Genomic DNA, 24,449 nt, shown 5'->3' on the forward strand with positions numbered 1-24,449 from the left:
CACGTCGAGTTATATAAGGATACATTTATTCGCAAACTGACGTCAGTTTATAATGATGTGCTCCTCTTGTGAATGGTAGACAGTAAGAATTACAAACTGTTTACCATTCACAAGAGGAGCATTTTTTGTGCACTGAATTAAATCTTATGATTAAATAAAACTTTCTGAGTAGGATCTTCTGTTATTTAGCAAGATGAATCCCACTGGTTTCATGATATACAGGGTCCTTTTAAAAATAAAATTTTTTAAAAAGTATATTGTGCCAAATGGAAAATAGTTATATAATTTATACATAGCGAACAACATACAGCATATAACAGACAGATGAACATTAACAGAAGTTGTTTGTTACTAAGACAACAAGAAGAAAGCTGAGATTGTAACTGTTAAATAAGCAGTTCAATGTATAAATTTTTAAAACAAAAGAAGGAGTGGAGTATATGAAAATCACAAGCGTAGATGTAGTTCAAATCAAGACCATAAACCCGTTGTGGCGCCCGATTATTTGTCGTATCTATACTGATGAGGGTATCTATGGAGACGGCGAAGCCGCATTAAGCTACGGAATCGCTGCGCCTGCCGCTTTTGGAATGATAAGAGATTTAGCAACTCTGTTAATCGGTATGGATCCCCTCGATAACGAAGTTATTTGGGAAAAAATGTATAAGTCGACCTTTTGGGGACAAAATGGCGGTCCAGTAATTTTCGCCGGTATCAGCGCCCTGGATATCGCCTTATGGGATATCAAAGGAAAATTCTTCAATGTTCCTCTTTATAAACTATTGGGCGGTAAGAAGAGAGAAAAGCTTCGCTCCTATGCAAGCCAGTTACAATTGGGTGGATGGCAAAACAATATCGATTCTTGGGACTTTATTTCCCGCACCGAGGACTATTACGATGCAGCCAAGAGAGCAGTAGCCGAAGGTTATGATTGTGTAAAGGTTGACTTCTTCAACGTCGAAAAGGACGGCACCCCTATTGGCCCAGAACAACAAACAAGATTATTGAAACCTCATTATGTTAATTTGGTTGAGGAGAGATGTGCAGCAGTTCGCGATGCTGTTGGACCAAATGTGGATATCATTATGGAGAATCACTCCTATCCAGATGCTCAATCAGCTATACAGCTGGGTAAGGCTGTTGAGAAGTATAATATCTTCTATTTTGAAGAGCCCAACACACCGACTCCCAAGTTGACAAAATTCATCCATGACAATGTAAATATTCCGATCTCATCAGGCGAAAGAATTTACTCAAGATGGCAGTATGCCCCCTATTTTGAGAATCTCTCACTTCAAGTTATTCAGCCTGATATCGGCAACTGCGGTGGCTTAACCGAAGCTAAAAAGATCTGCGACATGGCTCATACCTATGACATCAGTGTTCAGGCCCATGTATGTGCCAGCCCATTTTCAACAGATGTAGCAGTTCATCTTGAATCGGTTATTCCCAACTTTGTCATCCACGAACATCATGTTTTCAACAGATATAACTTTAATCACAATATGACCCTGTACAACAATCAGCCTGTCGATGGATTTATCATGCCTTCTGAGCGTCCTGGCGTAGGTAATGAATTTGTTGAAGATGTTTTCAAGAACCCTGATAATGATAAAGTCACAGTGAAATAGAAGATGAAGAAATTGGCTGTTGAAAAGTTTATAACTTTCCAACAGCCAATTTGACTTATTGTAGTTAAATGGTAGAAGTCCTTCGATAATATGTATGTCAAGACCCTAAACGAATCAATTTTCAATGTACCATTGAAAGAAGGCTAAAAAGGCAACAGGGATTATCCGATAGCCGCAATGACATGGGAATAATTGATAAATTCAAGTGGAGGATTTAAATGATAATTAAACAGTTCTTTTATAATATTAGCTTCAAAGGGCATAGCAATAGGGACTATGAGCCTTGCTGTTGGCACAGCAAGAGCCTTTAAAGAAGGTGGATCTATGAGCAGCCTGGCTATATCGATAGCAGGCACGCTTACTGCGATATTATCTCCTCTGTTTATTATGTTTTTAAAGTGAGGCAATTTACTATCTAAAAAGATTATCTTTAAAAACTAACAGCCTGGGTTACAAAGAAAAATCCCTTGCTTTAACTTGCCCAAACCCCTTGGGTGGGTCAATGGATATGGCTTCAATGAGCAGGGGAAGCTGTCTTATTGTTATGTCCCTTACATCGGCTGGCTCTTTTGCCACTTAAATCTGGCCCCCGCGCGTACTGTCCATAACTTTGAAACTAAAGTTCAGGGGAAAAGTAATCCAAATGGTTATTACTTACCTAAAAATACAGTCTGGATGGTATTCTTATAGCTCGTAATGAGCAGGTCAAGTTTGAGTATGTTCTCTGTTCAGAACCCTCAGATTCTTGCGATGGATTGTGGTTTTGAAAGCGAACGGTTCGCCTCCACCAACTAAGTACTCAATAATTGATACAATTAAAGTACATTAAAAAGTCCAGTAATACTGGGCTTTTCGGCTTTCCAGGGCATTTTTAGCATCGTTTTAAGTGGTGCTTTTTCTTATTTTGCACCCTTATCGTTAAAAAATGCACCCCCCGTGAGGGTGAATTGTGGACAGGTGAAAGGTTTAAGAATCATCAAATCCTTGAACGTGGACACAAAAACGTGTAAACTGCATGGAAGCAATTTTGTGGGGAGATAACACATGAATTGGAAGACGTCTGGTTAAAAAAATTATCTTAGCGGACAGGGAGGCAAGGAATTAAGGGAATCTTGCTTATTTTAACTATATGAAGTTTGGAGCCTATGGGGGAAATCCAAATTAACCAGGCGTAAACCAGTTGATATGCCAAGGTCGGAATCTGTTTCGGTTATTTTAGAAGGAAACCGGGCAGAGTCCCTTCCAGGTAAAGATGTGGTTTACCGGTTTCTTAATGAATCCGGTTATAACTGGAGACGTTTCTATCAGTTACTCAGTTTAAGGTTGTAAGCCGATTCGAAAAACTCACCTCCACACAACGTATCCGTGTTTTCATCGTAGATGATTCAGTCATGGGCCGGGAACGGAGTAAGAAGGTTGAACTCTTAGCTCGAATTTTTGACCACGTTTCAGGCCGTTTTATCCGTGGCTATAACTTACTCACGTTGGGTTGATCTGATGGTTACAGCTTTGCTCCCATCGATTTTACGTTGATGAGTTCAGCTAAGGCTAAAAACCGTCTTTGTGAAATGCAAGAAGACTTGGACAAACTAACAATCGGCTATAAACGATGTCTGGAGGCGATGAAACCTAAACCGGATGCTGTCGGTCCAAATGCTTGAAGGGGCTTTAAATGCTGGATTCTCAGCTGATTACGTTCTCATGGAATGTTGGTTTACTCATGCTCCGCAATTCCAGGGGCGGTACTTCGACATGATGATCAGCCACACCACCATAGTCTTTTCACGTTATCTTATCCTTGAGTTAGAACGTAGAGAAAATAATGATGATCGCTCCCTGGGAGGATTGTTTTACCTTTTTGACGATGAAGTAATGGACTTAGACTTAAAAACAGCATTACGTCAGTTAATGGCTTTTGTTCTCGATCTACTGCCGAATAAGCCGGAGAAAAACGAATCGCTTAGTCAATTACAAAATTGGATCAGTGAATTGCCCAGTTATTTCAAAGCTTTATTCGCACAACCGGGGTGCGAAAGTTGAGTATATTATATTAACCAAAATATTTTTGGCATAAAGATATATCTTCAAGAAATATTTTTGAATTTTATTAATCCTATTTTTATTGAACTTTTTGACCCCAATAGGCTAAAAAGATTGCAGGAGAGAACGAGGAGACAAAATCCCTTGATGAACTTTCCGGCATGGAGAGGATTGAGCTCAAGGCAATCAAAGACGCCATGAAGAAAGTTAAAAAACAATGTACAAGATGCAGCAGATTTATTGGGTTTAGGTCGTTCAACCGTTTATCGAAAACTAAGGCATTATATTTAGCCTGTCAGATAAGATCGATAATCATTCCGCTGTTGGGAGACCACGGGCTTAGGGAGGCTAACCATTTTTTAAGAATCCTGACGAATCCCCGTAGTTTACTTTAGACATTTGCATTTAAGATGCAAAGAGCGGGAATTTATTTCCCGCTCTTTGTATTCTTTAACTTTTCAATTGTAATAGATTTGTGATTAGTGCTTTTATCTTATTTTCGTTCATCTAGCCAAGAAGTTCACCATCAATGGAGCAGCAAATATCGTAATAAATCCTGTAAGGATCATAGACACACTCGATATCGTCCCTGAGATCGAACCGAATTCAAAGGCTTTTGTCGTTCCTGCTGCATGTGAACTTGTACCAAGAAGCACGCCGCGGGCGATGCAGTCTTTAATTTTGAGTGAATTGATAATGAAGGGTCCGATGAGGCTGCCAATTATCCCTGTGAGGATTGCAAAGACGGCTGTGATTGCCGGTGCACCGCCGATGCTTTGGGAAATATCCATGGCCATAGGTGCAGTTACGGTTCGTGGAATTAGGCTATCAATCATTTGAGTATTTAAGCCGAGCAATCCTGCAATATAAGCTGAGGAAGAAATGGCAATAAGGGATCCGAAGACGACGCTCAGAAGAATCTGAGAAGCATGCTTTTTCAGTACGTTAAAGTGCTTGTAGAGAGGGATTGCAAGGGCAATGGTTGCTGGTTGAAGGGTCTTAGTTAGATAATGTGCACTCGTATTATAGGATTCATACGGGATATGACTCCATAGTAAAAAGGCAACTAAGAAGATGGGGGTTAAGAAAAGTGGGGAGAGTAAAGCTTTATTCTTTGAGGAGCGGTAAACTCCTTTTGCGATCCAATAAATAGCAATTGTTATTAAGAAACCAAATACAGTGTAAATCATAGAGTGTTTTGCTCCTTTCCTTTATGTTTTGAAATATTCTCAGCGAACAACCCAGTTAAGACCATGACGACAGTAGAACCGATAACGAGTACAGTCATTAAGCGTATTCCATTCTCAGAAAGTAGATGAGTATATTGAATAATTCCTACTGCCGAAGGGATGAGAAAAAGCATCAGGTTACCTAAAAGCCAGTTTGCCCCAGCCTCAATCCATTCCAGACGGATAATTTTTGTTTGAAGTAGGAAGAAGACAACAATAATGCCTAGAATGGTTCCTGGTATTTTTAAGTTAAAGAATTCTACAATTTTATTGATGCTTAGCGAAATTAGAAATAATATTATTATTTGAGTGATTGCTTTAATTACTTGAGTCATATCCATCTCTCCTTTAATCAAAGTGTACAATGATTAGCATAATAAGGTAAAATACAATAAAGGAATGTCTGCCATTCCTTTTGGTTATCGATTGAGAGGAAGGAACTGGAGATGGATATACGTCATTTAGAATACTTTATGGAAGTAGCACGTTATTGTAGTTTTACAAAGGCTGCACAAACTTTGTATATCAGTCAACCCGCTATTAGTAAGGCGATAAAAACTATTGAGGACGAGTTTGGAATTGTCCTATTTGACCGCTCGGGGAAGCGAGTCGTATTAACCGATGCAGGAAAGATTCTCTATAATCAAGCCCAGAGCATCGTTAAGTCCTTTCGGAGTTTATCAACTGAGATCAATGATTTGATAAATTTAGAAAAAGGAAATATCCGTATAGGACTACCGCCAATGATAGGATCTAATTTTTTCCCTAAAGTTATTGTTCAGTTTCATGAGAAGTATCCAAACGTTACGATTCAGCTTGTTGAAGTTGGAGCGAAAAAGGTAGAAACAGAAGTGGCAAATGGGAATCTGGATATGGGGGTTGCTGTCTTACCAACGAATGAAGAGATGTTTCACACTTTTCAATTTGTAAAGGATAGCTTAAAGTTAATTGTGCATCCTTCTCACCCCTTGGCAGAGAGGGAATTCGTCACCCTATCCGAGCTAAAAGACGAAGATTTTGTATATTTTCATGAGGATTTCACGCTCCATGACCGAATCTTAGAAGAGTGTCTAAATTTAGGATTCGAGCCACACCTGATATCGAAGAGCTCCCAATGGGATTTTGTTGTTGAGATGGTCGCTTTTAACTTAGGAATTGCTTTACTACCGGAGACAATATGTAAAGAGCTGAATTGTGTTAAAGTTCTTCCTCTCATTGAGCCAGAAATTCCTTGGCATTTAGGGATAATATGGCGAAAAGATGGCTATCTTTCCTATGCCGCACGTGAATGGATTAGGATGCTAGAGATATTTTGGAAAGTCAAAGAAATTTCGCAAAATGAACACTTATGACAGCCAAAATCGCTCGAAAGAGCTAGTCAAACAGTAGTAATAATCAAACGGAATAACCTTGAGCGAATCTTATCTGAAAAAGACGAAAGGAAGTTGATGAGTAATCTTGTGGCCCTTGATTAAAGTATGAAAGAGCTGGACTAGGGTCATAGGGATAATCTTTTAAAGTGGGAAGACTTCGTATTCATTAGTACATATGAAAGGAAATTACTTAAGCCAGCAGTTTAAACTAAACTGCTGGCTTTTGATGGTGTGCCACGCATGGCGATTAACTTGGTGGTGTCGAGGCTTGTTGCGGTCTTCTTAACTAGTTTACATAGAATTATTTATTTGCTTATGATTTTGTTGAAAAGCTAGGTCTTTAGGAGAATCGATGGATTCATCCACTGAGATTTCTCTATTGCTCAGGAGTTTGGCATACCATATGCTATGGCGGTGTTTCACATAGTCATGGTTGATATATCCGGTGAACATCCCTGGGAGTAAGGCACGATTTTCTTTAATAAGAAATGCGACTAAGTGTCCTAAAATGCCAAGGATAATCAAGACTGTACCTAGATTGTGCAACTGTGTATTCCAAAAAAGAAGGGAATTGGGTAATTCAACCCCAGGAAGGTTTTTATAGATTTTTATCAATCCGGTAAGGATCAACAAAAGGAGGCTTCCACCGATAAAGACATAGGCTACGCGTTGTTCAGCCAGATACTTATCAGAGGGGGGCTCTTTGCCTTTAGTGAACATGGCTTTAATGATTAGATAGGATTCCTTCATATCACCTTTGCGGGGGAAGATATCGAACTCTTTGCGAATAACGGCAGTAACGATGTGAAATGTTGTTACGAAGATTATTGCAATGGCACCCCAGTAATGCAGATTAACTGTGGTAAAATAATTGCTGAGCCATGCCGCGCCGGGGAGCTTAGTAACATTATAACGGGTATAAAGAGGGAGCTGGCCTAAACCGGTGAGAATTAGCAGAAAGATTGAAAGAGCAGTCGTCCAGTGGACAAAACGGTTGGTCAGGGTCTGCCTTAATATCTTATCTTTTTTATTTTTGGTCATCTTGAATCTCCCCTCCCTGATCAGCAGAGTTAGTGCGCTTCCCTTTCAATTTATCCCCTTTTAGGGTTCGATAAGCTGTTAAGCCGGCAACTGCTGCTCCTGCAAGTGGGGCCATAACCGCACTCATAAACATTCCTTTTTGGGTGGAGAGGTAATTCTCTACGTTAACTGGCATGCTTGGACGGCCTGGTGAGGTGTCGTTCTTTTTGGATTTATCAGCTTTAATTGCTTGATCGATTTTCTCAAAGGGGACGGCTGAAATATAGAGGGTTGAGGTGCCACCGTTCTCTTTATCCCCATAGACATAACCGTTGATTTCTTTCGCTTTACTGTAGGTTAAATTTCTTATATCTTCTCTCGGGCCAATGGTAAGGGCACTCTTGGGGCAAGCACTGACACAGGCAGGTTCTTTGTTCTGGGCTATAAGATCAGTACACATATCACACTTATACATTACTCCACCGCCGGCTAAGTCTGGGGCAATATCGAGATAGAGACCAACACCAGCCTGGCGTTGCGGAATACCCCAAGGACAGACATCGCGGCATTTTGCTCCACCGAAACATACGCTATCATCGATGGAAACGGCGCCAGATGTATCTTTGCTGATGGCGCTAAATGGGCAAAGATCCATGCAGGTTGGATTATCGCAGTGCATGCAGCGGCGAGGAAGAAAGACTTGCTGTTCAGTTCCGTTATGCTCTACTTTAACTTGGTCAACAAAGGTCCAGTTGTAAGGGGTAAGGCGGGTTTTAAGATCCCGTTTGCCTGACCAGTCTTCAAATTTTTTCTGTGGCCAATAATTTTTAATCGGTTTTACGGGTTCAGGATAACGGGCTTGATTATGCTTGTTGCAGGCTTGAACACAAAGCGGAGATCCGAGGTTCTTGCATCCATCACACTTCGTTAGATCAATTAAAGTTCCTAATTTACCGCTCCTAGTTTCTGTAGCTTGAACTGGTTTATCCAATCCCGTGGCTGCAAGGGTGCTCAGTAAACTTGCTGCTGTAACCCTTTTAAAGAATGTTCGGCGTGAAATGTTGTCACTCATCTAGATACCCCCCCATTAGTGTTTTTGTTCGACGGCGGATCAATTTAATAAATCCATTTTTTCACTCAGATTCCTGAAGCGCTCTCATCGGGCAATATATTACACATTTTTTACACTGAATACACTTATCTTGGTCAATAGTTGGAGCGTTGTATCCATTTTGTATAATCGCACCAACTGGGCATACATTAATCGCAGGGCAAGTATGGTTTTGTGGGCATCTACTTTCATTTACAGTTATTTGCATAAAAAACATATCCTTTCTTTAGTAGGAATCTCGATCCTTTATTCGTTTTCCTAAGCAACTCAAGCATTTGTAAATAACATTTTTTCATTGACCTTTACATTATCCCTCAAGTAAAAAGGTACCCTATGGGGGTATGGGTATAACAAAATTATATATAGGGATTTGCATATCTGTCAAGACATATTTGGCAAGTAAAGAGACTTTATATATTTTTAATTTGGAATTTATATCAAAAAAACCTAAAGAAAACATTCTAAACTAAGATGTTCCGCTGTTATTTGAAACAAAAAATGATATACTATGTATGTAAACAAAACAAGGGGGCGTTTTAGACTCGCTCGGGGAAGCGGTGGCAAGAGTTGCGCGTCGAGATTCCACCTGGTCTCGTTAAACGGTGGACCTTAATAGTTAACAACGATAATTACGCTCTAGCAGCTTAATTGCCGCTAGCATCCTGCCTTCTGCGCCTACGATGAAGGGTCAGGGTGTCAAAATAGTAGGACTGCTCTAATGACAATTCTCGGAGTCATTAGCTAAGATTATCGAGATAGCCTCGGACGTATCCCGTCTTCTGGAGACTAAGAGGTGAAAGTTAAATAGAAGGCTACACGCGTAGACGCTTTTGTGGCGGCTCTTCGATACAGGGGTGCAATTCCCCTCGCCTCCACCATTACATAGGCGATTAGGACAGTCCGCAAGGGCTGTCTTTTATTTTTGAATAATAAAGGGTTTTGCATAGTTATGAAAGCCTTGATTAAGGCGGGATTTAGATAGGCATTTAATAAAATATATAATATGTTATATGATAATTTGGTGAACCAGGGCTTTAGAAGAGTTAGAAAAGAAAAAGTCTGGATGAATTATCACAAGGATGCAAAACGACAACTGGAAATAGTTAAAAATAAAATATTTCCATGATGTCGCCTTCAAAAATATCATCGGAGGAATCTTGATGGTATAATTAATAAAATTTCGATAAAAAATTTAACCTATAACCTAAATGAGGTCCCGTCCTCTAAGTTCGGAGCCCTGCTATTTTTAGGTATAACAATTACCTGATGGATTCCGCGCATTCGTATTATTCAACTGCCACAACACATGTGGAGTGCGTATGTCTTTTGAAGAAGACTATGTGAAAAAGCATAAGGAAGATAGGAATCGAATCCTTAGTAGAATTAATTATAGGAGGACATGTTATGAAAATTTCAAAGAAAGATGCGTTGACTTGGTTCGAATTCTTTTCAATATTGCCAGAGGATGAGGAAGTTATGACAAAACAACAAGAAATCATTTACGCTACCTTTGCACAAATTGAGGCTGCGATCGATCATAGAAATGATATGTTAATGTCGGAAATCAGAGGCTTGAAAACTTTGGAGAATAGAACTTTTTTTGTGGGAAATGAAAGCAAATTCCCCAAAGGATGTCGTTCTTGTCTGTTGGGAACCGGTTTGAGTGCAATCAGGAAAACGAACAAATGTAACTTAGAGTGTAAGTTCTGCTATCATTATGGAGAACTGGATAATATTGCTCCGGTTGGCGAAGGCATGTGGGAAATCGGAGACACAAAATTTTATGAGAAGGACATTGATTTACTTCTTTCCATCCAACAGAAGCCCACGGGCATTTCCTACGTTTATTTAGAGCCATTCATGGAAATCGAAAAATACTATCCGGTTATAAAGAAATTCAGTGATGCAGGGATTCATCAACATCTCTATACAAATGGCACTTTAGCTACGGAAGAGACGTTGAAAGCTTTAGGTGAAGCCGGTCTTGACGAGTTGCGTTTCAACCTGGGTGCCTCAAATTGTTCGGACAAAGTGATTAGAATTATTGCTATAGCGAAAAAATACATTAAAAATGTAGGTATTGAAACGCCAATGACTCCTGAGTTCTTCGAAACTTTTTTCAAGAAGAAGCAAGCGATCTTAGAGACAAAACTCGATTTTATCAATTGCGCAGAATTGCACTTAAATGCCAATAACATAGACAATTATCACGGGGAAAACATGTATATTTTAAGACATGGCTATATATCTCCGATTTGGAGTAGGGAATTAACTCTGAAATTCATGAAAATAGCCGTTGAAGAAAGCTGGGATTTAGCAGTTCATGATTGCTCAAACTATACGAAATTTGCCAGAGGTTTGAATTTTAGTGGCAATGAGGGCAGGTGGGTCGGATCCAGTAATTATACCTGTGAGTTTTCCAGGATACCCTACGAAGTATTTTTGCCCATACTGCGTGATGACAATTTCAAATTTTTAAATGAAGAGGAATTGCCTGCCGGCTATAAACTAGGAGAGCTGGTTTTTTAGTGAGGTAAGATACCAAATGTTGCAAAAAACAAGGTGCTGACAATAGTTCTTCGTAAATTTGATACGCTTGGTATGTAACTTAAAGTTGAAGACGCTACTGTGGATAATTCTTTAACAATGCAGGTAGGTGCAAATGCTGGACAGACGTTCTCCGTTGACGTGAATGATATGCGTGCTGATGCATTAGACATCTCTAGTACAACTGCATCTGCTACAAAGACAGTAAAAGATAGTCAGGGTAATGATATTACTGCTTCTTATCGCGCAACTACAGATGGTAAAGAAGTAACGAATGGAACAGATAGTACGGGAACTGAATACGCATTAGATGTATCAACTGCAACAAAAGCAACAGCGGCTATTAAAGTATTAGATGAAGCCATTAATAATGTGTCTGCAGAACGCTCTAAATTAGGTGCCTTCCAAAACCGCTTAGAGCATACTATCGCTAACCTCGGAACTTCTTCCGAAAACTTGACCGCTGCCGAGTCTCGCATCCGCGATGTAGACATGGCCAAAGAGATGATGAACTTCCAAAAGAACAACATTCTCCAACAAGCTGCTCAAGCGATGCTGGCTCAAGCCAACCAACAACCTCAAGGTGTTCTCCAATTACTCCGTTAATTGGCTCGCTAAAGCAAGTTAATACACTTACCACAGAGCCAGGGGCATTTGCCTCTGGCTTTTTCACTAACTAAAGGTAATGGAACGGATGGAGCGTGCCCCTTAATAAATGGGGAAAAATTTGTGCCATCTAGCGTAAACTGGGGGAGAGCTGCCTTCTGTCACCTGTACAACCTTGTTTTCTTCGAATAGTAGTTATAACTGAAAGGGAATCCGTCATCTTGGTAGGGAATTAGGTTTGCTCTAATGAAAATAATTTTTATATTCGTGGGTTTGGATAGGTACGGTTCGCCTCCACCAAAACATAACTCAATCTTTGATACAATTAAAAGCCCTTAAGCCCTTGATTCAAGGGCTTTTTTTCATGTGCGCCACGCATGGCGATTAACTAGACGGTGAAAGTCCTTATGGGGGTATGTAGCGACCAACCATTAGCTTAAGGCAAGGGTGTCCACCGCGAGGTGGAATCTAAATTCGAAGACTATGCTAGTCAGTTTTATGGAGATACTAACATGAAACTCAGGGTTTAATTACTGCTTCGTGGACTCAATCAACATCTTTTCAATTGCGTTGTTAGATTATGATGGTATATGCTTAGAAAAGCTTGCTGTATTTTGGAGGAAACAGAGTTTTTTGTCGAAAAATTACATTGACATATTAATAGTAATTAGCGAGGTAAGGAGACAAAAATGAGTAAACAAAATGGCGAATATAAGGAAGGGCTTGAGCGTGGCCTGAGTGAAAGACACATTCAGCTGATTGCACTTGGGGGGGCAATTGGGGTAGGACTGTTCCTAGGATCATCTAAGGCAATCAATACTGCCGGCCCAGCATTGCTTTTAGCATATGCTTTTGGTGGAATCATGATGTACGTCATTATGAGAGCACTCGGAGAATTGGCTGTTTCCCATCCAATTTCAGGATCATTTGCCGCATATGCAAACAAGTTTACCGGCCTCTTTCAGGTTATTTAACGGGTTGGACTTATTGGTTCATGTGGATCGTTACTTGTATGGCAGAAATAACAGCAGTTGGCGTTTACATGAAATTCTGGTTCCCGGATCTGCCACAGTGGCTACCCGCTCTTGCCGCTCTTGCAATAATGACAGCCGTCAATATGGTTGCTGTCAAATTCTACGGTGAGTTTGAATTCTGGTTTGCACTTATAAAGGTTGTTACGATTATAGCTATGCTAGTTATCGGAACACTAATGATAGTCTTTGGAATTTTCCACGGCGGACAGCCAATAGGTTTTTCGAATCTTTGGTCGCATGGCGGGTTCTTTGCAAAAGGAATAACAGGTCCGATTATGGCAATGGTTATGGTATCATTTGCTTACCTTGGAATAGAACTGATAGGAGTCACAGCCGGTGAAGCTCAGAACCCGGAGATAGTTATTCCATCGGCTATTGACAAAGTTTTATGGAGGATATTGGTATTTTACATTGGTGCGCTGACAGTCATCATGTCAATCTTTCCCTGGACTGAAATCGGAACTAGTGGCAGCCCATTCGTTCTGGTATTCTCAGGGATTGGTATAAAATCTGCAGCGGGAATAATTAATTTTGTTGTACTTACAGCAGCTATGTCATCTTGCAACTCCGGCATATTCAGTACTGGACGTATGTTATACAATCTTTCTCTGCAGGGTGAGGCTCCAAAATCCTTTGTAAAGCTCAGCTCACGGCAAGTTCCGTCGAATGCTATAAGGGTATCGGCAGCAGTTATGCTAGTAGGGGTTCTTCTAAACTATGTGCTTCCTGAAAAAGTATTCACTTATTTAACATCAATTGCAACATTTGCCGCGATCTGGACATGGGCAGTAATAATTATATCTCAGATGAATTTCAGAAAAAGTTTGTCACTAGATCAAATTAAGAAATTAAAGTACCCAATGTTTGCATTCCCTATAGCAAGCTATATAGCACTGATATTTCTTTTCTTCGTTATAATAATCATGTGGTTTGACCCTGATACAAGAATAGCTCTTTTTGTAGGACCGATTTGGTTAGCAATATTAACCGTTATATATTATTCAGCAGGAATCAACAAGGTCGTTATCAATGAATCAATTAAGACTACCGATTTGGAAGATGTTAATTAATAAGAAGCATCTTCGATTCAGGGAAGGGGCTAATTTGTTAAAGTCCTAAGCCCCTCTCAGTTGATTGTGTTTCGAAACGGATCGGTTCACCTCCACCTATCGAACCCTCGAATTGAACTGAAGATAATTACGAAAACCTTGAGGTACATAAATCATTTGTGCTGCCCCAAGGTTTTTTTGCATTTTATAAAGAAATTTCGTTTATAGCTTCATTGATATAAGTCCTGGTACCATTGAGACATCAGCGTACTTGATTACACGATTAACGAAAGAATTCTAAATTTAATATAATCCTTTTTTACTGAACAGTTGCTATCTAAATTTTCCACTTGCCATCAATTAGTGACATAGCATATGCAAACTCAGGTACTACACATAAATAATCACGAATATATAATATAAGTAAACTATAATAAATATATTTACAATAAGCAGGCATTAATGCTAGTATTTAACTCGAGAATAATCAATCTCCCCCGTTGACCCTCTAGCGTATTATTAAAAAAGTATTATTCTGTAAGGAGATTTACTATGAAAAAGAAATGGTTTACTATTTTTCTTTGTGTTGCAATGGTTGCTGTAGTTGCAACTGGCTGCGCTTCTAAAACAAGTTCAGAAAAACCTTCTGATAAACCCTCAGCTGAAACATCAGCTGTTAAGGCAGTAGATCAGAAAAAGGTATTCGTACCCGCAAACTGGGTAAAAAGTGTTATTGATGGTAAACAGAAAGAATCAGATAATTACTTAATTATTGAGGCTGCTTGGGGCAAAGCAGAAGACGATAAAGCATACACAAAAGCGCATATTCCAGGAGCAGTTCATCTGAATACAGATGAAATCGAAGAAGATAAGTACTGGAATATCAGAACAGGCGAAGAAATTACAAAAGTAATGAAAACATATGGAGTAACAAAAGACACTAACGTTATTATTTATGGTGCTGACTCAGGAGCTACGCGAGTTGCGTTCGTATTTATCTGGGCTGGTGTTGAAAATGTAAAAGTTCTTGATGGTGGCCTGGATGCTTGGACAAAAGCAGGGTATGATACAAAAGATGGTATAGAAACTGCTAAAGTAACTACAAAAGACTTTGGTGTAAAAATACCGGCACATCCAGAATATGTGTTATCTATTGATGAAGTACAGGATAAATTAGCAAATGATAATAATTTTAGATTAGTAAGTGTTAGAAGTTTGGATGAATTTGAAGGTAAAACAAGCGGATATAGCTATATCAAAAGAGCTGGCGAACCAAAAGGTGCTGTCTGGGGTCATGATGAAGCTGACTACCGCAATGAAGATGGAACATTTATCGATTTTAATAAGGCAGTAGCCATGTGGGCAGAACAGGGAATTACAAAAGATAAAAATATTGCTTTCTATTGCGGTACAGGTTGGAGAGCAACGATTCCTTGGCTAATGGCCTATGAAAACGGTTGGAAAAATGTAAAATTGTATGATGGCGGATGGTTCGTATGGCAGATGGATGAAAAAAATCCAGTACAAGCGATTACTCCAGAAGAAGCGGCAGCTAAATATAAATAAATTCAAATTGACAAAATGTCTGACGGCCGAAAAAGCTTTCAGACATTTTTTACGAGTTTTAGTAGTCCTTGAATTTGAAAACTCATTTTTTTAAATAGATAAAAATTTTTAGATCTTGTATCAGTGTGACGATAGCTAGTATAAGACTTATGAAATAATAGGAGCGATAGGTCTCTGTTGAAAATGCTAAAGTGAAAAGGGTAAATGCTGTTGTAATAATTATGAGCATTATGGCCATTGGTAAGGTCATTTTACCCAAAACAGAACCGTCTTTTTTCATCTTTATAATTTTCATAATAAAAATGATAGCTAATAAGGTTAAGATCCCAATTATGATATATTGCAATCTATGTATGGAATATAACTCTTCCCATTTATGATTGATCGATACAACGTATCTCATCATCCCCATCTTTTTTATAGAGAATATTTGGATTCCATAAGCTACAACCAAGAAAAGAATTTGAAGTATTGTGGCTATCCAATAAAGAAATTTCTGCATCATAAATCTCCTCGTATCATTATCTATATATTATATTATATTATGAAATCTAATTTGAGTAAAAGTTTGTTTCGTAAAGGCTAATTGAAAAAACGATGGATTGGTATAGTACTCTCATACAATTATTACCGTAGAATTAAAACCAAACTAAAAGGAATGAGCCCGATTGAATATCTAACTCATTCCAATATGGTTGCCTAATAAATTTTGTCTAACTTTTTGGGTTCATTTAAATCTAGGGGGTCGAACCTGTACGCAATAGCGTTAATTCCGCACATCAGTATCACTTTACAGCCAAGATACATGTTGATACAGTGGTGTTGATAGAGCGGAAACAGCCTGATATCAAGCGGTTCAGCGGTTTTTATTAGAATATTGCAGTGTGCTTTATGTTCCCTGGACGAGAGTTTCACGGGATCTTTTTCATACGGGGGTCTTACTTTTACGCAATATAAACAAATACGCGAAAGGGAGAGGCATTTTGCGCATTTGTTTTTGAAAATGGGGGAAAGGCCCCCCTATTATGCCGAAATGATTCCATTTAACCCATGTTTAGAGATAGCGTATTCCGGACAAATCCCCGCGTTGCTCTTGTAATTGGAGCAGACGAGATGGTCTTTATTCTCGCTGAAATGGTTGCAGGTACAGAAATAGAGTTTTGCACCTCAGTCCGCGCAGTACAACATTTCGTCTGCTCGATGATAGTAGGATGGGTGTTTACCTTATTAAGCAATAATTGAGATGCCACCGCAGATGCTGATAAACTGCCCATTCATGTAATGGGAGCCCTCGCTCGCCATAAAAGCGACTATAGGGCTGCAATCCTTATAGGCGTCTCCGAAATAACCCACCGGGCTTATCTTTTTTATCTGTTCAGCCGCCGCCTGGCCCTGGGGACTGGTATCGAAACCATCGGCCTTAATTACCGGCAAAAAACAGTTGGTAGTAATGCCGTATCTTCCCCATTCCTTGGCAGCAAAACGGGTCAGTGACATTACTGCCCCCTTGGCCATAGCATAACCGGCAAAACCGGGCGTGCCCGAAACAGCGGAACCGGAGGCACAGGTAATAATACGCCCATAATTCTGCTCTTTCATGTAGGGAAAGCATTTTTGCATTAAAAGCATGGTATAGAGAGGGCCGGTAAAATAGCTCTCGAGGGCAAGCTCAGGTTTGGCGTCGAGTAGATTGGTAGGATGGTCCATTCCCCCCTGAGCAATGCAGGCTAAGATCTCTACCTTGCCAAATTCTGCGATGGTTTTTTCCACCACTTTGTCCAGGTCTTCCTGCTTGGAGATATCGCAGGTCATTGGTACGATTTTGCCGTCCATACCCTCAGCTTCCTTGACCAGCTTCTCCAATTTTTCCAGCCTCCTGGCGCAAGCCAGTACATTGGCACCCTCCTCAGCAAAGCGCAACGCGCAGCCATAACCCACGCCGGAACTGGCTCCGACCACTAGCGCTGTCCTTCCTTCCAGAATACCCATAATCAGACCACCTTTCTTATTAAGTAAATTTTATTTGATCAAACAATCTGATTGAAAGATTTAACCTATATAAATTATAAAGACAAAAGCAAAATTTGAGGTATCTCTGGAATTAGAGTTTTTAAGAACGATTATCCTATAAAAATGTAGGGAGAAAGATTATAATATTAATAAAAATTATTAAAGGGAGAAGAGAGCATGCGGACTACATTTGAAATACTTGTTTTTCAATTATCTAAGATGTGGAATATTCGGAGCAGACCAGCCAAACATGGCTTGGGACAGCTTTCTCTGCCATTGCTATACGAGTATCCTATGGCCATAAAAAAGAACCATACCTATATCTCAACAGCGGATAACCTACCCTCGGAAAGGCTGGAAACTGAAGAGTGCTGCATTATTTGCTGCAACGGCTCACCACCCGAATACTATAATAAAAGCGGATGCGGATTGATAGTTATTGACCCGTCTATCCCCTTGGTCACAGTACATAATAAGGTACAAAATATTTTCTCGTTGTATCAGGAATGGGAAGATAAATTAGTGAAGATAGTGGAGAAAAATGGCACCCTGCAAGAATTGCTGGATGTCAGTTCATTAGTTCTAGAAAACCTGTTATGCCTTACCGACGAAAATATCAATCTCCTGGCTGCATCAAGCCGGGGAAAACGTATCAATGACGATAGCTTAATGCTTCAGTTATTTACTCAAGAAACCACGCTTCCGGTATTGAAAGCGGCGAGTAAAAAAATTGCTGCCAATCGCTATAAGCTTGATTTAAAGAATCTAAAAAAGCTTGATGATTCTTTTGAGCTTTATTTTATAGACATTTTTGATGGGAAAATAAATATTGGGGCGTTAAGTATACATCCAACCGAACATGAACTGCAGGATCATGACCGGCAGCTGCTCGAGATACTATGTTCTTATGTAAAGACCCTGTTGCTGCGCCCCTCTGAGGTTGGAGACAAATCTTTTATGAAACTGCTATACTCTTTGCTCTCTGGCCTCACCACCAAAGAAGGAGAAATTGCCAGACTGGAGGCTGCATTAGATTCTGGGCCGAAGGACAGTTATCGCTGCCTAGTCATCCAACTGCCACTGGATCTAACGAAATATGGAGCTTATCTGCGGCGTCGCTTCCAGGTGGAGGTACCGGCGGTGATTGCCTTTATCCATGAAGGTTTTCTGATTGGGGTTATCAATGAGACAAAGGCCGGCTGGGGCAATACGGACTTTTACCAGCAGGTAAGCTCGTGGTTGGGGAAAATGGATTTCGTTGCCGGTGCCAGCGACAGTTTTTGCGATCTTACTGAGTTGAAGGAATATTATCAGGAAGGTAAGGCCGCTATTAAGTTTGCCAGCCCGGGCGCTTCGAGGGTGAGGACATTCACCGACTGTTGGGATAGTTATGTCTTGGCCAACTGTACTGGAGGATTGCCGGCAAAGTTGCTGTTTTCGCCCGGATTTCAGCGAGTTATAGAATATAACAAAACCTCGTCCGTGGACTATGTGGAAACTTTACGCATCTGGCTGGATGAGGGACGGAACGACTCCCGCGCAGCCGCTCGCTTGTTCATTAGCCGAAATTCGTTCCTGTCCCGGCTCGAGCGGTTAATATCATTATTGGATGACGATCTGGCTGACCCTGATGCGCGCTTCAGCCTAGGCTTGTGCTTACGGTTGTATTATGCGGATAATCGGCATTGACTTAAATGATCTCTATTTAGTTAGTATAGAGATTAAATATTTTGGAATACTGAAGTTAAACTAGTATTGGAGGAATTTATAATGGGAGATAAAAGTTCTAAAACTAAAAAAGAAAATAAGAAGTCTGAAAAGAAAGTAAATTCCCCACAACCATAAAGAGAGTAAGGAAACACGTTTTCAAACCCACCAATTTTGAGAAAATAAATGGTGAAAGCCTTGAGGTACATAAGTTGTACATTCTCAAGGCTTTTTTTGCTGTTCAGAAGAAAATTCCCGTTCAGTCCTTCAAACCATAATATTTACAAATAAATTTATTAGAGTAAAATATGGGGTTATACGGTAGTTGGACGATGAAATTACATGTTCACCTGATCTTGAAAATTTTGCCGTAATTCAATTGACCTTATCCACTATCTTTTTTAACTATTATCCGTCCTAATATATGAAGTTTGATTGGCGCTACTTAGGAGTTCAGAAATTTGATGATGAAGCAAGATATTTTAATGGGACTTAATAACTAACTTTCATTGGTGTAATTTGTCTAGTTCATGTGCAATTTACTTCAGTAAGGAGGATTTACAGATGCATATCAGAGAAAATATATATGGCCCTGACGATCTTGAAAATGAGTTTTCGCTTGAACAGATTATTAATGAGAATGAAACTAAAATCATCAACTTAATATACGGAATGACAGGTGATTATCATACCGCGCAAGATTTAACCCAAGAAACATTTTTAAAAGCGTTTCAGTCGAGGCAATCGTTTAATGGTCAGTCCAAAATCTCGACATGGCTATATCGTATAGCTGTTAATACCACGATCGATTATCAGCGTAAAACTTGTGTGCGTAAGGAAAATCCAACTGAAGAAATCGAAGTTAATACTGCAGTAAGCCAAGACCCCGATCAGAAGTGTCAAAAAACAGCAATGAAGAAAATCCTCTTTAAAGCAATCTCTCAACTCCCTGTCCAACAACGTGAAGTCTATACACTCAGGGAAATCAGTGGGTGCTCCACCAAAGAGGTAGCTGAAATTTTAAATATATCGGTTGAACTGGTGAAGTGGCGTTTGCACAAGGCCCGTACGATGCTTCGTAAGTCGTTAGCTGATGGAAACGGCTATGAAAATATGGGTTCCTTTAAATTAAGCCCAACCGGGATTGAGTAAAATTTTAAACGTAAATTAAACAAAACTCCTACTGTGGAAATATTCCTTCTTACCTTACCCAGATTTTCTATTTTAATTTTATCTCAATGGGCCTTTTTATTCTGACTCGATCACTATCTTTTTCGAATCAGTTTCGTCTTAATCTATGAAAGTAAGGTTGGCGCCACCTAACTATAGAACTATTCAACGGTTATTAGATTGCAATTTATTTAAAGGTAGGGTGAAAATGTTCAATTTTATTAAAAAGATGTTCAACAATGAAAAGGAGAATACAGCAATGTCAAAAGTATTGTATATTACAGCAAATCCAAAATCCCAGGAACAGTCCCTCAGTTTATCAGTAGGAAGTACCTTTATTGAGGAATACAAAAACGCTAATCCCAATGACGAGATTATCAATTTAGACCTATACAAAATGGATATTCCCTTAATTGATGAAGATGTATTTAGCGCATGGGATAAATTTGCAAAGGGTAGTTCATTTGACGGATTAACTCCAGTTGAGCAGAAGAAAATATCTGCAATGAATGCTTTATTAGAGCAGTTTTTAGCCGCGGATAAGTATATATTTGTTACCCCATTTTGGAATTTCACAGTACCTCCAAAGATGAAAGCTTACATCGATAACATTTGTATTGCAGGTAAGACATTTAAATATACAGAGAATGGACCCGTTGGATTACTAACTGATAAAAAAGCTGTTCACATCCAAGCTAGAGGAGGGGTATACTCCAGTGGCCCTGCTGTTGGGCTTGAAATGGGAGATAAATATATCAATACGATACTCTCTTTTATTGGAATTACCGATAAGGAATCTATTATTGTAGAAGGTGCAAATGCAACACCTGATAAAGCGGAAGAAATAAAAGCCAATGCAATCGCTAAGGCTCAAGAGGTTGCTAAAAGGTTCTAAAGGGTCCGCATGTTCAAATCGTGTCGCTCCGACCAAATAAGAAATTGGGAAAACCCGCAAAGCAGTGATATCACTGGATTTGCGGGTTTTGTTTATTTATGTGGAGTAAACCATTTTTCTTATTAAGCACCCTAAATATCCGGTATTTTTCGTACCTTGTCTGACAAATCAGCAGACAAAGTTTTCAGCAATAAGGCAACACCATTTTAGAGTTGATACATAGTGGACTAACTTTGTTCCTACTAAACCTATATTAAAATTGCCATCCTTCTTATTCACATAAACTTATAAAGTCATAAGTTTAATCTACTACCTTTATTAAATATTACTAACACTTTAGTTAGTAATTGTCACCATGCTTCATTAAACAATTTTGATATTTATGAAGGATTATAATCCTTGATGTAGAAATATTATACAAATTCTTATATTTTCGGATTTTATAATCGATATATGTGACAAAGGCAAACTTGGCTAAAGCCAAGGACGCAAAGCTATTGGGCCTTCCAGGTTATGCTGATGGTTGCCAGGTTACCGAAACCAATTTTTGTCACTCTTTATTAGAGCGACTTTTTTATTGCCAAGTGGGAACAATGGTGGTTTGAAAAACAACAAAAATTCCGTTATTGAGGCCTATAAAAAAATAGAGTAGGAGGTATATCTTTGGGTATTAATCAATTTGTTATTTTTACCTTAGGGGAACAAGAATATGGTATTGATATTTTCTGCACAAAGGAAATAGTCCGGATACCAAAAATCACCAAAATACCCAATACATCTGCTTTCATGGAAGGAGTTATTAATTTACGAGGTAAAGTAATACCGGTCATTGATCTTAAGAAAAAATTCTGCTTTGCGCAATCGGGGAATGGTATTGATCATAGGCTTCTTATACTTGAATTAGAAGGAATCAATTTAGGAATTATTGTTGACGATGTTTCTGAGGTAGTAAAAATTAACGAACAAGCAATTGAAACGCTTAGCACAGAGATTGCCACCATTGGAGCAAATAGTATCTATGGAATTGCTAAAATCAATCAACGGTTAATCCTATTATTGAATGCTTTAGAATTAAAAAATGAGATTCTAATTTAATATGAAAGAGAGTTGGCATTATGCTTTCTGTAAATGAATCGAATGCTTTAAAAATGTTTGCTGAAGTACAAGCAAAGGCAGTACATAATAGACCCATGTATATGATTACTGAAGGAGATAAAGTAATTTGGAAAAATGCTTCTGATGTTTTTGATATTGATGTTTTAAGTGTGGGTTCAAGGGTTAGGAGTGAAACCAGTGCTTGCAGAGCGGCTTCTCAAAAAAAGATAATAACAGAGAAAGTCCCGAGATCTTTATTTGGAATGAGGTTTTTAGTAACCTCCATTCCTATAGTTGATGAATCTGGAGATGCTATAGGAGCTTTTTCTACTTATTATCCACTTTTGCATCCTATTGATGCTGCATTTGATCATTTTGCCCCAATTCTGGCAGAGATGTTTCCAGAAGGTGTTCTATTGTATATGACTGACTTGCAGAAGTATATCCATAGACAGTCTTCTAAAGTATTTGATTTGCCAGTTAACCAAATTGGGGACGAATTGAAAGAAGACGATAATGCATTTAAAGCCATTAAAACCAAGCAAATGACAGTAGCAGAGGTTGATGCCAGTAGGTATGGGATACCGCTTTTTGTTGCAAGTTATCCATTATTTGATGAAGACAATGAAAATGAAGTTGTGGCTACTTTTGGGATGGTTATACCAAAAAAGACAGCAGCTCAGTTGCGTGATATGTCCGAAAATCTAGATAACGGTCTCTCTGGAATTTCTGCTGCTTTAGAGCAATTAGCCGCCTCAGCAACACAAATACATACAAATGAGCAGGAACTTAATAAAGATATCAAAGGAATAACTAGTCTTTCAGATGAAATTAATGAAGTGTCAGTATTTATTAAGGAAATTGCGGATGAAACAAAAATGCTTGGGTTGAACGCTGCTATTGAAGCCGCTAGGGCTGGTGAAGCTGGTAGAGGTTTTGGGGTTGTTGCAGAAGAAATCCGAAAACTCTCCGAACAGTCAAAGAGCACAGTTCCTAAAATCAAGAAGCTAACAGATAGTATTAAAGCTAACGTAACAATAGTAAGTGAAAAGAGCGAAAGTTCCTTACATTCAAGTCAGGAACAAGCGGCCGCTACAGAAGAGATAACAGCGAGCATAGAAGAAATAACTTCGATGGCTGAAGAGTTAAACAGTATTGCTAAGCAATTATAGTCGATAACTTTGGACAGCCCTCACCCTTCTGAACTGCACCCCAAATGTTAGACATGTGATAAAGTATTTATGTCTGACAAGAGGAGGTGCAGTTTTTCCTTCTTCCTGTCAAAAGCAATAAATCGTTATTCAGAACGTCGATTACTGATAGGAATCCAACCGCATGAGATTCTTAACATTTTGAGGTGGTGGGATTAATTGGATTCATACAATGATGCGACTTAGCATAAGAAGCATCGAGGAGGGATTTGTTTGAACGCACTGTTACAACCAGGAGATTTTGTCCGGGAATCACTAGAACTACACCTCTTTTTTGGGCGGATTATGAAGGAACACTCAATATTTCTGGAAGCTGGTTTTGTAGCAAAAGATGCCGCATTTGCGCAACAGGCAGATATGTTTAAGTGTAAATTTGCCGAAGTCTTACAAGAGGCTTTAATCTTAGCTAATGGGGTAGTTAGCGAGGAAACATTAAACTCCGGGGAATGGATAACAGATAAAACTCTACGGGCAGAACAAATTACCGAGGAGCTTTCCGGTATTAGCATCGAATCAATTATTACGACAGAAGAACTCAGACTGTGCCCCAATGCAGGGATTAACCAATCACACCTAGAGGCCCAAGTCGCTGTCTTAAATCAGAAAGCAATTGGTTTAGCTAGTACTTTGGTTCAATTTAAGACCAATATACTTGATGGGATGCTGCAATGTAAATTGTTCACTTTCAATTTCCCTTTATTATTAATTCATATCCGGAGAGAAGCGCTACTCTATATTCATCAATTAGAACGCTTGCAACAGCGCATGGTCGTTAATTTTGCTCAGGAAGCTCTGGAAGAGGAAAAGTTTTGGAATAGGCAAATGGCTGAGCACGCTGAGTTTATTAGCCATTTACTTGACCCTACTGAGTCTGGCTTAATTCTTCAGGCAAATAACTTTGCTGGCCAGTTTAATAAACTGGAGGATATAGCACAGGGAAGAGTAGAAGGTACAAAAACTCTTAGCCAGCTAACACGGGAAACTATCACGGCAACCCGTGCGCTTAGGGACTTTAAAGCAGCGGGTACAGAAGGGTTACTCATCTGCAAAATTAAATCAATAATTATTCCCCTCTTAGCAGATCATGTATTAAGAGAAGCTAACCATTATTTGAGAATATTAAACAGATCAAAACGAGAGTTACAGTTATAGCAC

The 24,449-nt window shown here is 39.2% G+C and carries 18 protein-coding genes, 1 other RNA gene, 5 pseudogenes and 1 riboswitch; of the genes and pseudogenes, 17 read left to right on the forward strand and 7 right to left on the reverse strand.

What is annotated here, in order from left to right:
- Positions 1-440: 440 nt before the first annotated feature.
- The gene (locus ACZ42W_RS01265; RefSeq protein ID WP_464167819.1) at positions 441-1,631 is read left to right on the forward strand and encodes a mandelate racemase/muconate lactonizing enzyme family protein; all 1,191 of its coding nucleotides are present in this window, start codon (positions 441-443) and stop codon (positions 1,629-1,631) included.
- A 276-nt stretch (positions 1,632-1,907) separates the two neighbouring features.
- Positions 1,908-2,033: a hypothetical protein gene (locus ACZ42W_RS01270; protein ID WP_464167821.1), complete on the forward strand. Its 126-nt coding sequence runs from the start codon at positions 1,908-1,910 to the stop codon at positions 2,031-2,033.
- 48 nt (positions 2,034-2,081) lie between these two features.
- Here the strand turns inward: ACZ42W_RS01270 and ACZ42W_RS01275 are convergent, their stop codons facing one another.
- The gene (locus ACZ42W_RS01275; RefSeq protein ID WP_464167823.1) at positions 2,082-2,207 is read right to left on the reverse strand and encodes a hypothetical protein; all 126 of its coding nucleotides are present in this window, start codon (positions 2,205-2,207) and stop codon (positions 2,082-2,084) included.
- A 601-nt stretch (positions 2,208-2,808) separates the two neighbouring features.
- On the opposite strand from ACZ42W_RS01275, the pseudogene ACZ42W_RS01280 reads away from it, so the two are divergent.
- The 3 pseudogenes from ACZ42W_RS01280 to ACZ42W_RS01290 all read left to right on the forward strand — a co-directional run.
- Positions 2,809-3,671 (forward strand): annotated as a pseudogene (locus tag ACZ42W_RS01280) (transposase); the annotation flags it as partial.
- A gap of 251 nt (positions 3,672-3,922) precedes the next feature.
- Positions 3,923-3,982, forward strand: a pseudogene (locus ACZ42W_RS01285) (hypothetical protein); the annotation flags it as partial.
- Positions 3,959-4,066, forward strand: a pseudogene (locus tag ACZ42W_RS01290) (DUF2935 domain-containing protein); the annotation flags it as partial. The pseudogenes ACZ42W_RS01285 and ACZ42W_RS01290, both read left to right, overlap by 24 nt.
- 108 nt (positions 4,067-4,174) lie before the next feature.
- Here ACZ42W_RS01290 and ACZ42W_RS01295 read toward each other — a convergent pair.
- Both ACZ42W_RS01295 and ACZ42W_RS01300 read right to left on the reverse strand, forming a co-directional pair.
- Complete coding sequence (locus tag ACZ42W_RS01295; RefSeq protein WP_464167825.1) at positions 4,175-4,861, reverse strand: LrgB family protein; 687 nt, start codon at positions 4,859-4,861, stop codon at positions 4,175-4,177.
- Positions 4,858-5,235 (reverse strand): CidA/LrgA family protein, encoded by a 378-nt coding sequence (locus ACZ42W_RS01300; RefSeq protein WP_464167827.1) that lies wholly within the window; start codon positions 5,233-5,235, stop codon positions 4,858-4,860. The genes ACZ42W_RS01295 and ACZ42W_RS01300 overlap by 4 nt, the downstream gene beginning before the upstream one ends.
- A 111-nt stretch (positions 5,236-5,346) precedes the next feature.
- Here ACZ42W_RS01300 and cidR point away from each other — a divergent pair, with 111 nt between their 5' ends.
- Complete coding sequence (gene cidR / locus ACZ42W_RS01305; protein WP_464167829.1) at positions 5,347-6,252, forward strand: cidABC operon transcriptional activator CidR; 906 nt, start codon at positions 5,347-5,349, stop codon at positions 6,250-6,252.
- A 312-nt stretch (positions 6,253-6,564) separates the two neighbouring features.
- Here cidR and ACZ42W_RS01310 read toward each other — a convergent pair whose 3' ends face one another.
- The 3 genes from ACZ42W_RS01310 to ACZ42W_RS01320 all read right to left on the reverse strand — a co-directional run bounded on the left by ACZ42W_RS01310 (position 6,565) and on the right by ACZ42W_RS01320 (position 8,621).
- Entirely contained in the window at positions 6,565-7,314 is a 750-nt protein-coding gene (locus ACZ42W_RS01310; RefSeq protein ID WP_464167831.1) for a formate dehydrogenase subunit gamma, read from the reverse strand.
- Positions 7,301-8,365, reverse strand: a complete 1,065-nt coding sequence (locus ACZ42W_RS01315; protein ID WP_464167832.1) for a 4Fe-4S dicluster domain-containing protein — start codon at positions 8,363-8,365, stop codon at positions 7,301-7,303. The genes ACZ42W_RS01310 and ACZ42W_RS01315 overlap by 14 nt, the downstream gene beginning before the upstream one ends.
- Before the next feature lie 61 nt (positions 8,366-8,426).
- Positions 8,427-8,621 carry an ATP-binding protein gene (locus ACZ42W_RS01320; RefSeq protein WP_464167833.1) on the reverse strand — a complete coding sequence of 65 codons (195 nt, stop codon included), beginning with the start codon at positions 8,619-8,621 and terminating at the stop codon, positions 8,427-8,429.
- A gap of 310 nt (positions 8,622-8,931) precedes the next feature.
- Here ACZ42W_RS01320 and ssrA point away from each other — a divergent pair.
- The 5 genes and pseudogenes from ssrA to ACZ42W_RS01345 all read left to right on the forward strand — a co-directional run bounded on the left by ssrA (position 8,932) and on the right by ACZ42W_RS01345 (position 15,206).
- Positions 8,932-9,282, forward strand: a transfer-messenger RNA (tmRNA) gene (ssrA, locus tag ACZ42W_RS01325).
- 526 nt (positions 9,283-9,808) lie between these two features.
- Complete coding sequence (locus ACZ42W_RS01330; protein ID WP_464167835.1) at positions 9,809-10,933, forward strand: radical SAM protein; 1,125 nt, start codon at positions 9,809-9,811, stop codon at positions 10,931-10,933.
- Positions 10,934-11,035: 102 nt separating this feature from the next.
- Positions 11,036-11,557, forward strand: a pseudogene (locus tag ACZ42W_RS01335) (flagellin); the annotation flags it as partial.
- A gap of 689 nt (positions 11,558-12,246) precedes the next feature.
- Positions 12,247-13,661, forward strand: a pseudogene (locus tag ACZ42W_RS01340) (amino acid permease).
- A gap of 531 nt (positions 13,662-14,192) precedes the next feature.
- Positions 14,193-15,206: a sulfurtransferase gene (locus ACZ42W_RS01345; protein ID WP_464167837.1), complete on the forward strand. Its 1,014-nt coding sequence runs from the start codon at positions 14,193-14,195 to the stop codon at positions 15,204-15,206.
- Positions 15,207-16,433: 1,227 nt separating this feature from the next.
- On the opposite strand, the gene ACZ42W_RS01350 is transcribed toward ACZ42W_RS01345, so the two are convergent.
- Complete coding sequence (locus ACZ42W_RS01350; protein ID WP_464167839.1) at positions 16,434-17,195, reverse strand: SDR family NAD(P)-dependent oxidoreductase; 762 nt, start codon at positions 17,193-17,195, stop codon at positions 16,434-16,436.
- 198 nt (positions 17,196-17,393) lie between these two features.
- Between ACZ42W_RS01350 and ACZ42W_RS01355 the strand changes: the two genes are divergently transcribed.
- From ACZ42W_RS01355 to ACZ42W_RS01380, 6 genes are all read left to right on the forward strand, one after another.
- Entirely contained in the window at positions 17,394-18,905 is a 1,512-nt protein-coding gene (locus tag ACZ42W_RS01355) for a PucR family transcriptional regulator (RefSeq protein ID WP_464167841.1), read from the forward strand.
- 582 nt (positions 18,906-19,487) lie between these two features.
- On the forward strand, positions 19,488-20,075 hold the full coding sequence (locus tag ACZ42W_RS01360) for an RNA polymerase sigma factor (protein ID WP_464167843.1): 588 nt from the start codon (positions 19,488-19,490) through the stop codon (positions 20,073-20,075).
- A 277-nt stretch (positions 20,076-20,352) separates the two neighbouring features.
- Complete coding sequence (locus ACZ42W_RS01365; RefSeq protein WP_464167845.1) at positions 20,353-20,988, forward strand: FMN-dependent NADH-azoreductase; 636 nt, start codon at positions 20,353-20,355, stop codon at positions 20,986-20,988.
- Positions 20,989-21,441: 453 nt separating this feature from the next.
- Positions 21,442-21,527: riboswitch (cyclic di-GMP riboswitch) on the forward strand.
- A 124-nt stretch (positions 21,528-21,651) separates the two neighbouring features.
- Entirely contained in the window at positions 21,652-22,083 is a 432-nt protein-coding gene (locus tag ACZ42W_RS01370) for a chemotaxis protein CheW (RefSeq protein WP_464167847.1), read from the forward strand.
- A 20-nt stretch (positions 22,084-22,103) separates the two neighbouring features.
- Complete coding sequence (locus ACZ42W_RS01375; protein ID WP_464167849.1) at positions 22,104-23,255, forward strand: methyl-accepting chemotaxis protein; 1,152 nt, start codon at positions 22,104-22,106, stop codon at positions 23,253-23,255.
- A 252-nt stretch (positions 23,256-23,507) separates the two neighbouring features.
- Positions 23,508-24,446, forward strand: a complete 939-nt coding sequence (locus ACZ42W_RS01380; protein ID WP_464167851.1) for a DUF2935 domain-containing protein — start codon at positions 23,508-23,510, stop codon at positions 24,444-24,446.
- The last annotated feature ends 3 nt before the right edge of the window (positions 24,447-24,449 follow it).

Source organism: Desulfitobacterium elongatum (assembly GCF_055378975.1).